11 protein-coding genes are annotated in these 11151 nt (G+C 41.5%); 5 read left to right on the forward strand and 6 right to left on the reverse strand.

The annotated features are described in order from the left end of the window. Positions 1-154: 154 nt before the first annotated feature. The 4 genes from MTF66_RS38105 to uvrD form a co-directional block, all read right to left on the reverse strand. Positions 155-1003, reverse strand: coding sequence for a CZB domain-containing protein (locus MTF66_RS38105; RefSeq protein WP_248530326.1), 849 nt, complete (start codon positions 1001-1003; stop codon positions 155-157). A gap of 67 nt (positions 1004-1070) precedes the next feature. Then, complete coding sequence (locus MTF66_RS38110) at positions 1071-2195, reverse strand: ABC transporter substrate-binding protein (RefSeq protein WP_248530327.1); 1125 nt, start codon at positions 2193-2195, stop codon at positions 1071-1073. Beyond that, the gene (locus MTF66_RS38115) at positions 2158-4227 is read right to left on the reverse strand and encodes a GNAT family N-acetyltransferase (RefSeq protein ID WP_248530328.1); all 2070 of its coding nucleotides are present in this window, start codon (positions 4225-4227) and stop codon (positions 2158-2160) included. Before MTF66_RS38115 ends, MTF66_RS38110 begins: the two co-directional genes overlap by 38 nt. Next, on the reverse strand, positions 4205-6370 hold the full coding sequence (gene uvrD, locus MTF66_RS38120) for a DNA helicase II (protein ID WP_054563945.1): 2166 nt from the start codon (positions 6368-6370) through the stop codon (positions 4205-4207). The genes MTF66_RS38115 and uvrD overlap by 23 nt, the downstream gene beginning before the upstream one ends. 259 nt (positions 6371-6629) lie before the next feature. Between uvrD and MTF66_RS38125 the strand changes: the two genes are divergently transcribed. Continuing rightward, on the forward strand, positions 6630-6854 hold the full coding sequence (locus MTF66_RS38125; RefSeq protein ID WP_054554878.1) for a hypothetical protein: 225 nt from the start codon (positions 6630-6632) through the stop codon (positions 6852-6854). 121 nt (positions 6855-6975) lie between these two features. Further along, positions 6976-7344, forward strand: coding sequence for a YacL family protein (locus tag MTF66_RS38130; RefSeq protein ID WP_058583697.1), 369 nt, complete (start codon positions 6976-6978; stop codon positions 7342-7344). A gap of 32 nt (positions 7345-7376) precedes the next feature. On the opposite strand, the gene MTF66_RS38135 is transcribed toward MTF66_RS38130, so the two are convergent. Next, positions 7377-8006, reverse strand: coding sequence for a peroxiredoxin-like family protein (locus MTF66_RS38135; protein WP_055021757.1), 630 nt, complete (start codon positions 8004-8006; stop codon positions 7377-7379). Between the two features lie 133 nt (positions 8007-8139). Between MTF66_RS38135 and MTF66_RS38140 the strand changes: the two genes are divergently transcribed. Beyond that, a complete protein-coding gene (locus MTF66_RS38140; RefSeq protein WP_248530329.1) occupies positions 8140-8760 on the forward strand; it encodes a dUTP diphosphatase in 621 nt (206 codons plus the stop codon). Here MTF66_RS38140 and yrfG read toward each other — a convergent pair whose 3' ends face one another. Beyond that, positions 8761-9417, reverse strand: coding sequence for a GMP/IMP nucleotidase (yrfG, locus tag MTF66_RS38145; protein ID WP_248530330.1), 657 nt, complete (start codon positions 9415-9417; stop codon positions 8761-8763). Between the two features lie 61 nt (positions 9418-9478). On the opposite strand from yrfG, the gene nudE reads away from it, so the two are divergent. Both nudE and cysQ read left to right on the forward strand, forming a co-directional pair. Beyond that, the gene (gene nudE, locus MTF66_RS38150; RefSeq protein ID WP_171040476.1) at positions 9479-10051 is read left to right on the forward strand and encodes an ADP compounds hydrolase NudE; all 573 of its coding nucleotides are present in this window, start codon (positions 9479-9481) and stop codon (positions 10049-10051) included. After that, a complete protein-coding gene (cysQ, locus tag MTF66_RS38155) occupies positions 10044-10841 on the forward strand; it encodes a 3'(2'),5'-bisphosphate nucleotidase CysQ (protein WP_055021754.1) in 798 nt (265 codons plus the stop codon). Before nudE ends, cysQ begins: the two co-directional genes overlap by 8 nt. Positions 10842-11151: the final 310 nt, after the last annotated feature.

Below are 11151 nucleotides of genomic sequence, written 5' to 3' on the forward strand. Positions count from 1 at the left end.
TGCGCTAATTCGTCTTTTATTAATGAGCTTTACCTCTTCATTGTGCATGACGAATTACCACACTGTTGGGTTTCGCTGCGCTCTACCCAACCTACGCCAGACCTTAAAACTTTCCCCTCACTAACTTTACTCTTTCTAACTCGCTAACTAGCGACTAAAAAAGCCCATACTCTTCGGTTTCTTCTGCTTCGTGGCGCATGAGGTGCTCTGGACGGAAGATGGCACTTGGGTCTAATAATAAGCTGTGTTTATGCTTCATTTTAATTAGTCCGCGCATCATGTTTTTAGTTTGCGGATCAACATCAAAACCAACCGAGGTAAGTTGGTCTAACGGTTTGATGTCTTCTTTTTTTACGTTGATGTTGTCTTCTACTTTGTCGACTAGAAGGCCTATATGAGGTGTTACGCCGTCTTTAGTAGTGAAGATGATGATTGGCTTGTAATCAAGAATGATCTGCTCACGTGCCGATTCAAACAGCCTAATAAGTTGGTTGAATGTTTGGCGTTTTTTCTCTGCAAACAAGCTAATTACCTTGTCGTTAGGCTGGCTTTTTTGCAATTCTAATAACTCACCTGCCATGGCATGTAATTCTCGGTGTGGCTTATCAAACTTGGCTAAGATGCTTTGTAAGTCTTCGTTATCAGTTTCGAAGTTGTTATACCAACGACCAAAGGCACATTTGTCTGGATCTGTGGCTTTTGTAAAAGGCGCACCTGTTACTAAGCTATTTTCTAAGGCATCTAACCAATCTAAATGGTCTTTCTCTCTTTCGACTAAAAGGTCGGATAATTCGGCATTGGTTTCTTTGGTTGAGTGATTGTTTAATACAATTCCTAAATCAAAGATAGGCGTTGGAGTTTCCATATAATCTTTAACTCCAATGAAGCTTTTATTTTCATTTGGCAACGACGTTAAGTTTCCTTCGTAACGCTCGGTTAGAAGAATATCGAGAATTTTTAGTGAAATGGTCTTTTGGCCAACTCGAAAATTAATCAGATCCATATTTCCCTCAAAGCCTTGTTAAGTCTCTATAGCATAGAACATTATTGTAATTTAGTCGTAGTTTAACCTAATTACTTTTAAAATATGAGCGGTAGATTTTTTTGTTATTTCCAGAAGTGTGAGTGTTAAATAGATCAGCGAAATCTGATGTATCAGTAAAGAGTCGATTTAGCTCGGTCAGTAGGCATTGATTGTTTAGTGGTGTTGGGCATTTTTGGGCAGCGCTAACGAGTGCAACAGCATTCAAATAACCTTCAAAAATAATTCTATTTGCACTAGTGTGATAAGGCTCTATATCTTCAATAAATTGCTTACACCAAGGGTTTTTACAATTATTTGGGTCAGGTACCACTTCAGTGACCATTATGTTGGCGGGCTGCTTAATTCGCTGATATAAATCATGACTCGATACGAAAGACACCGAAGTATAGTCTGGGTTGAAGCTTTGTTTGTTTGCAGCATTAATAAATTCAGCGAGAGGCTCGTAGGTGCCGACTAAACAAATTGCGGTTGCATTACTTTCTTTTAGAAGCGCTAAAGCTTTTGAAATATCATCACTATTACGCTTAAATCGCGTGACTTCTACAGGTTTAATACCATGTATTTTTAGGGCGTTAACGAGATTGCTCTCTACCATATAACCAAACTCATCGGCTTGGATCATTAAGCCAATTTTTTCATGCTTACGCTCTTTAACTAGGTAGTTAATTTGCTCTATGGCTTCATCTTGGTAGCTCGCACGAAGATTAAATACATTCGGCATTGAGCTGTTATGTAAAAAGTCAGCGCCTGTAAATGGCATGAGAAATGGAATGCGGTGTCTATCTAGTAGGGGCTTAATTGCATGAGCTGTTGGCGTGCCCATAGAGCCAAAAATCGCATGGATCTTTTGGTCAAATAGAAACTCGCGGGTATTCACTACGGTATTTTTTGGCTCATAGCCATCATCAGCTAAGATCAGATCGATACTTTGGCCATTAATACCGTCTTCTTTGTTGATTTTGTTAAAGTAAATATTACTGCCAAGCGCTAGCTGCTCACCTATTTGCTTAGCAGGTCCAGTCAGTGCCGTCGACATCCCGAGTTTAATGGTTGGTTGTTCGTGTTCAGCTAAAGCTAACTGAGATAGTAGCAAGGCATAAAAACATAAACACTTAATGGCTGTTATTTTGAAGTGATTTATAGTGAGCATACCAACCTTGCACTGCGGTTTTGAACTGTGAGTCTAAGTCTTTTTTACCTGTAAAACCGGCTTCTTCGATCAAGCTATTTACAGAGGTTTGCTGTAATACTAGTCGAATAAGGATGAATTTTGTATGTTCATCTAATAAATTTAGACTAATTGGTGTGCTCCAAATCATTTGCCATAGCAAAGGCTGTACTTGGAAGAGGTTAATATCACTGTTTAACAGTCGCTCAGCTCTTGTATTTAAGGCAGAAGATAAGTCATTTTTTGGTAAGCCTTTGAATAGCTCTGCAATAAGCTGCCAAGGAAGTGAGCTAAAGTGACCAAGGAGTTGCAAAGACAGGTCTTGTTTAAATTCCTCTATTAAGAGTGTTGCGCTATCAGTCGATTGCTTATCTAACGCTTTAATCACTAAAGCAGCATGTTCAGCCGTTGCTTTGTCATGACTAAATCCAAGCTTAACAATACTAAAGCCATTACTTTGCCAAAAGTTAACTAACGCTGCATTTGCGCCAAAGCTGGCACCAAAATAACTGCAATTATTTAATTGGCTTTCGCAGTAGTTTAACAGGGCTGAGCCAATACCTTGTTGATGACACTCAGGTGCAACAGCTATTCTCACTACTCTCGCTGAGCGTTTACATAAGTCTTCTGTATTTCGGCTCAATTGAGTCAGAGATTGCGCCATTAAATGACCATGAGGCCTGCGCTTTCCTTTTATTACTTGCTCTGCGATTTCTGGTGCTAAGCCACCCTCAATAGCGATTAAGCAAACGGCTTTTAAGGCATTTTCTTGCTTGCAGATCGATAGCTGTAACTCTGGGGCATCAAGCAATTGGCGTAAGTCGTTTACCGTGGTTTGGTAATGAGCCAACGCCAGTAGCGCCATAACTTGGCTAAGTAGCTGCTCATCATCAACAAGTTGCTCTTTGCTTATGTTTTCAAATTGGTAAGACTTACCACTCTGCGTATCTAGGTACTTTGCATCGAGAAGTAATAGTTCGCGTAGGCTATTTTCGAGAGAGTCATGTTTAGCAAAACGAATTGGCTCATCCAGAGTAACGGTCTTAAGCGATTTATATTGGCTACGTAAGTAATTTAAAAAACGTAACGTGTAACCACGCCCATTTCCTTCATAACCAACCATAGTGCTAGCAAATACGATTCGTGGATAACTTTTTAGGATCTGCAATAGCATAGGAACCGGAATCGCCGCTGCTTCGTCGACAAATAACAGATCGCAGTCAGGTTTTTCGTTTAGCAGTGTATCTGGCGCAATATAGCTAAGATTAGCTAGTTGCTTAAAGTTTTGCTCTTTGCTAACACCAAGCTCAGCGGCTAAATGCTTAAAGCTTGTTTGTACGGCTTTGACTTGCGTGGCGCAAATAAGGATTTTTTTACCTTGAAGATTTGCTGCTGCAAGCCCTAAAGCAGCAGACTTGCCGCGACCTCGGTCTGCACTGATCACAAAAGGACGATTAGCGCGCCCTGTTGCGGTTTTAATAATTTGCTCAACACATGCTTGTTGTTGCTGATAATTTATCTCAGCAGTTGCTGGCGATACTGATTGGTAAGCAGGGAGCGAGTGCTCAGTAAAATAATGTGGTTGCAACTCTAGCTTGGCGAATAAACGCTGATTAAAAAAGCTGTGTTTAATCACTTGGCCATAAGAGGTAATACTAGTGAGTGCAGGGTCTTGCCACTTGCGGTCATCGGGCAGCAACAGTATCAGTACACCACCTGCTTTTACGGTACCTGCAAGCGCTGCGAGTTTATCGGCATATAAGCCGCTAAAACCATCAAAAATTGCGTGTTGAAACTCTTGGCCAAGAATTTGGTGAGCATGTTTTGGAAACTCACTATTTGCTAATAATGAGTTGCTACTGAAAACATAGGTATTTTTAAGCGCTAATTGGTTTGCAAACTGATAGCACCAAGTTTCGCTGCCTTGCACAATGACAAGCTGGCGATGCTTTGCAATCACCAGCTCATTACACAGTGCTGTTAAATATTCATTATAAGGCTTGAAGTCTTGCATACTGTGTTACAAGCCATTTGCTGCCTAGGTCATCAAAGTTCACTTGAATACGTGACTGTGCGCCGCTACCTTCGTAATTGAGTACGGTTCCTGCGCCGAACTTGGCGTGTAGTACGCGTTGCCCTAAGTTAAAGCCGCTATCTTCAAATGCGGCATGTGTTACTGATGGACTAAAACGACCTGCCGCAGGCGGTCTTGAAACCTGTGTTTTAATTCGGATTTCTTCGATACAGTCTTCAGGCATTTCACGTAAAAAGCGTGATGGGCTATGGTATTTTTCTTGTCCGTATAAGCGGCGGCTTTCTGCATGGCTAATATATAGTTTTTCCATCGCGCGAGTCATACCAACATAGCAGAGGCGGCGTTCTTCTTCTAAACGGCCAGACTCTTCATTACTTTGTTGTGATGGGAACATGCCCTCTTCAACACCAACCATAAATACCAATGGGAATTCTAGGCCTTTTGCTGAGTGTAGTGTCATCATTTGCACCGCGTCTTCGTGCTCATCAGCTTGACCTTCGCCAGACTCTAGTGAGGTATAAGCCAAAAACCCCTGTAGTGGTGAGCTGAACTCTTCATCTTCAGGAAGTTCGTATTGACCACAAGCACTAATAAGCTCTTCTAAGTTTTCTACGCGGGCACGGCCTTTTTCACCTTTTTCAGCTTGATACATTGCCATTAACCCTGAGGTTTGAATGGCATATTTCGCTTGCTCTTCTAAGGTGAGATCGCTGATTTTATCTTCGATATGCTCAACAAGTTCTAAGAATTTAGTGACGGCACTTGCTGCACGGCCAGATAGGTGTTGTTGCTCTACAATTGCTTTTGCGGCATACCAAAGTGGCAATGACTCATTGCGCGCGCAATCACGGATATGACTTAGCGTTTTATCACCAATGCCGCGGGCTGGAGTGTTAATAACGCGCTCGAAAGCAGCATCATCTTGACGGTTACCCACCAAGCGTAAATATGAGAGCGCATCTTTGATCTCTTGACGTTCGAAGAAGCGCATACCGCCGTAAATGCGGTATTTTAAACCTTCTTGTAGCATTGCTTCTTCGAGTACACGAGATTGCGCGTTGTTACGGTATAAAATGGCGGCGTCTTGTAATGCATTACCTGCATTTAGCCAGCTACGTAGTTTGCTGCTGACAAAGCGTGCTTCGTCTAATTCATTAAACGCAGCGTAAACAGAAATAGGCTCACCATCATTGCCGTCTGTCCAAAGGCTTTTACCCATGCGTTCAGCATTGTTTTTGATCAGCGCATTTGATGCTTTTAAGATTGTTGCCGTTGAACGGTAATTTTGTTCAAGGCGAATGGTTTCGGCTTCGAAGTCAGTTAAAAAGCGTTTGATATTCTCAATTTTTGCGCCACGCCAGCCATAGATACTTTGGTCATCATCACCTACGATCATAATACTGTTGGTGTTACCTGCGAGTAATTTTAACCAAGCATATTGAATAGTGTTGGTATCCTGGAACTCGTCTACCAGCATGTGTGCAAAACGCTGTTGATAATGACGCAAAAGTGTTGGGTGGTTTTTAAGTACTTCGTAGCAGCGCAGCAGTATTTCTGCAAAGTCGACTAAACCTGCACGATCACAAGCCTCTTGATATGCAGCATAGACTTTCAGCATCATTTGCTCATTAATATCGTAGGCTTGAATGTCTTTAGGGCGCAGACCTTCATCTTTTTTCGCGCTGATATACCAACCAAATTGTTTTGCTGGCCATTTTTTATCATCGATGTTCATCGCTTTAAGTAAGCGTTTGATCATACGTTGTTGATCGTCAGAATCTAAGATTTGAAAGCTTTCAGGCAGGTTCGCTTCACGGTGATGGGCGCGTAAAATCCGGTGAGATAAGCCATGGAAAGTGCCAATCCACATACCACCAACCGGTGCTTTTAACGTTTCTTCTACACGGGTACGCATTTCTTTCGCGGCTTTGTTAGTGAAGGTTACCGCAAAGATGCTGTATGCAGAAGCTTGCTCAACTTGCATGAGCCATGCGATGCGATGAACAAGTACTCGAGTTTTACCAGAACCTGCACCTGCAAGTACCAGCATATTTTGCAATGGGGCTGCGACTGCATCCCGTTGTTTGTCATTTAAGCCATCGAGTAATTCAGAAACGTCCATCGTTACGCCTTTTCAATCTATAATGGGTGGAGTATAACAGGTGTTTATGCAAGGCTAAATAAAATACTGTTTTTATAAACAGCTATTTTGGCAAGTCATTAAAATTGCAGTATAAAAATTGTGAATTTGACCGATTTTTAGCAAAAAGAACTAAAATTAAAATAACGCTACTTTTTAACACTTTGATTTGTAAGTCATAATAAGTTGGCATAAAGTGTGATTATAAAAAGTATAATCATTAAAAACTACAGAGGTTAGTATGGCAGAGCAAGGTTCTGGCGGTAATGTAATCGCAGCAATATGTAATATCTTTTTTCCTGGTTTAGGACAATTGGTACAAGGTCGTTTAATGGCGGCTATTGCATTCTTTTTAGCATGGGTTATTAGTGGTGCACTAATTTATGTGGCAGTTGGTTTTATTCTACTGCCAATCGTATACCTATGGGCGATTATTGATGCTGCACGCTTCAAATCGCGACTCTAGCTATTTAAATAGCACAAACTCGAGCGCCACTTAGGCGCTCGAGTTGTTTTAAGGCGACTAAACTCGCCACGTTTAGCTGCAAACGGTATAATTAGCAGATAACGTATTATGAGTACCCTTCATGGAATATCAATTTATCCGCGACCCTATTAGCGGTTTACGCATTAAAATTTCCTCTGAACACGCCATCATAGGCCGTTGGCTAAACGAAGAAGTCGGAAAAGAAAAAATCGCGATGGTGCAAGCGTTGATCTCTGCTGTTAAGAGCAGTCATGAGCCTTTAACCTTACAAGGTCAAGAAATTGATTTGATCTTAAGTAAAGACGAAGCGCTGTTCGAAGCACATGCATTACATCAAGACAACGAAGACTTAGTTGCCTACCAAGATGATGACTTAATGCTTGAAGAAGAAGGCCTATGCAGTGGCTGTGGCTTTGAAGATTTTGTTGATTTAATTGAATCTTGGCAAGAATTTACACAAGGCCGATAAGCAGAAGCATATTCTGCTTATCGGTTGCTAATTTATTGCTCGCTCACTGATTTAACAGCGGCTAGTAATAAATCTTCTGTTAAGCGTACTTTGTAATTTGGGTTGGCGTATTGGAAGTGAACTAACCCATTTGTATCTATCACAAATACTGCGGGTACAGGCAGTGCTACTTTCGGCTCACCTTCTAACGAGACAAAGTTAACCCCAAGCTTATTGCGGTAAATCTTTGCTGTTTTGTCATCTAAGTAAAATGCTAAACCTAACGTTTGCGCCAAAGTAAGGCTGTCGTCAGAAAGTAATTGATAGCTAGGAGCTGTAATTTTTGTTTCAGCTAGTTTTTCAGGGCTATCTGGTGAAACGGCAATTAGTTGCGCGTCTAAGCTTGCTAATTCTTTCTCAATTTTTTGCACGCTGGCCAATTGTTTTGAACAATATGGGCACCAGCCACCACGATAAACAATCAGCACGGTAGTTTTTTCTTTAAAGCGCTCAGCTAGCGAGACGGTTTTACCGTATTGGTCTTTCAATTCAACATTTGGCACCGTTAAGCCCGGTAATAACGGACTAACTTGCTCTGCTGATTCGGCAATATTGGTTGCAGTTGCAGCGATAACGTGGCTTGATAGTACAAACAGTGCACTAATGAATAGAGATTTAAACATGGGCTTCCTCGGTTATTTTTATCAACTACAAAGATGACCTGATTGTCGCGGGATTTATTTCATCTTTACCTACATCAAACTCAAATTTAACTGTAGTATATAGGCAAATAAAAAATGCAAGTTGGGATAAAGAATGTCTGCTAATTTAAAAAAACTCGTTGTTATGCTCGAGATGCAAAATGCGATGAATACCAAAGTTCATGAGCAATGGTTTAGCCAAGGTTTTGAATGGTATCGTGCAATTTGGGTTGAGTGTGCTGAAATGCTGGATCACTACGGTTGGAAGTGGTGGAAGAAACAAACCCCAGATACAGAGCAAGTTATTTTAGAGTTAGTTGATATTTTCCATTTTGGTTTATCTTTACGTATTGATGGTGAAACCAGCTATGAGCAGTTAGCTGCGCAACTTGAAGCTGAGTTAAGTGCGCCAGTTCAAGCCGATGACTTTAAACAAACACTCGAATTATTAGCCGCGTCAGCAGTCGCTGAAAAGAGTTTTAATGCCGCTGCATTTGCAGGTTGTATGGCGCAAATCGGTATGGATATCGATGATTTATACCGTGGCTACGTTGGTAAAAACACCTTGAATTTCTTCCGCCAAGATCATGGCTACAAAGACGGTAGCTATATCAAGGTGTGGAATGGCCAAGAAGATAACGAGCACTTAGTTGAAGTGGTTAAAAGCCTAGATACAGAGCATGCAGATTTTGCAAAACTAGTATATCAAGGCCTAGAGCAGCGTTACCCGAAGTAATCATTCAACGGGTATAAGCTCGCGAAAATCGATGGTTGATAAAAAGCCATCAAACTGCTTATGCGGTTGCTGACTATCAGGGTTGGCAACCGCAAGTATATGACCAATACCAAACTCTTTTGCTGCATCTAGCACGGCAGGGCTGTCGTCCACGAATAAAGTCCGTTCCTTATCAAACTGCCATTCTTGATGTACTTGTTGCCATAATGGTTGATGCTCTTTACTCACGCCATATTGGTGAGTTGAGATCACCCCATCTAAGTAATTATCGATAGCAGTATGTTCAAACTTTAACATGGCACAATCTGGGTGCGCGTTAGTAAGCATGATCAATTGCTTACCTGCTTTTCTCAGTTCAGTTAAGAACGGCGGAACATCTTCACGAATTCTGATTAAATGTTGAATTTCACGTTTTAGCGCCATAATTGGTAAATCAAGTTGACGTTGCCAATAATCTAAACAGTACCAATTAATTTGTCCGTGAACTTGTTGATAACGATGTAAAATATCAGCTTTTGCTGCGTCTAAGCTGATTTTATGTTTACGTGCATATTGCTCGGGAATAACGGTTAGCCAAAAGTAATTATCGTAATGCAAATCGAGTAGGGTGCCATCCATATCTAACAACACAGTATCGATTTTTGACCAATTTAACATAGGCAATTCACTTTAAAAGATTTATGATGAGCATAACTGCCATGATAGCAAATTAATGCCAATGACACAGAAAAAGCATCCTACACCACCGCAAATTTTGTCTAATGAAGTTGTCGCTAAAAGTCGACTATTTACTGTTGAATCTCTAGAATTGAAGTTCTCAAATGATGAGCAAAGGCAATACGAAAGAATTCGTGGCGGTGGCAGAGGGGCAGTTATGATTGTGCCAGTAACGGCCGATAACGAACTGTTATTAGTGCGAGAATATTGTGCAGGCACCAATGATTATCAGTTGGGTTTTCCAAAGGGCTTAATTGACCCAGGCGAAACACCACAGCAAGCCGCAGACCGTGAGCTGAAAGAAGAAGTTGGTTTTGGTGCTAAGCATTTCGCTGAACTTAAAAAAGTCAGTATGGCGCCGAGTTACTTTAATGCCACTATGCATATTTTATATGCTGAAGATCTTTACCCTGAAACCTTACCTGGTGATGAGCCTGAACCGCTTGTCGTTGTAAAATGGCCAATAAGTGATTGGCAATCATTATTGCAACAAGAAGACTTTACTGAAGCACGAAGTGTCGCAGCTTTGCTATTATTAACAAAGTACTTAGAGTCGGGAGCGGGCAATGAATGATTTTTTAGAACCGTGTATTCGGTTAGCTGAGCAAGCAGGCGATGCCATTATGGCCATTTATCAGCAGGATGATATTGGTGCTGAGCAAAAGTCAGATCATACTCCGGTCACCAAGGCTGACTTAGCATCGAACGATGTATTAATGGCTGGTTTGAAAGCCATAGCCCCTGATATTCCAATTATGTCAGAAGAAACACCCATTCCGGCGCTGGCAGACAGAAAAGATTGGCACCGTTATTGGCTGCTTGATCCTATGGATGGTACAGGGGAGTTTATTCTCGAAAGCGGTGATTTTGCAGTTAATATCGCTTTAGTTGAAAATAATCGCCCAGTACTGGGTGTTATCCATTGGCCAGCGAAACAAGTGACTTATTTTGCTAGTTATCAAAATGGCGCATTTAAACGTGAAAATGGCCAAGATCAGCAAATTTCGGTAGCAACACCCGATAATTTAACCTTAGCTGTAAGCCGCAGACAAAAAATTGAAGCGGTCAGCCAGTATTTAAATACTCAGTTTGCGACGGTGGCATTAGGCTCATGTTCATTAAAGGCTTGTATCATCGCAGAGGGTAAAGCTGATTGTTTTTTACGTATCGGGCCAACGGGTGAGTGGGATACTGGGGCGTCACAAGTGATTGTAGAAGAAGCTGGTGGCTGTATTACCGATGCCGAATTCAACCCGTTAACTTACAATCAACGAGAAAGCACAGAAAACCCTGACTTTATTGTGATGGGTCACCCTGATTGGGAGTGGCAAAAAATGATTAGTCCTCATCAGCGAGCTTTTTAGCTTTGTTTTGTGTGCTTTTTGTTCGTTTGAGTTAAATTTGTCACTATAACCCTTGATTTCTAATCTTATTGCTATATGATAGCGCTCTCTCTGAAACAGGGCAGCAATAACATGCTTATGTTACTTAGAGATTACAGGCGCGGGATGGAGCAGAATGATAAATCATTCGTCGGACTCGCTAATACCTGAAGTCGAAGGTCGTCGGTTTAAATCCGGCTTCTGGGACTCTAAACATACAGGCGCGGGATGGAGCAGCCTGGTAGCTCGTCGGGCTCATAACCCGAAGGTCGTCGGTTCAAATCCGGCTCCC

This window comes from Pseudoalteromonas sp. 2CM39R (assembly GCF_023161845.1).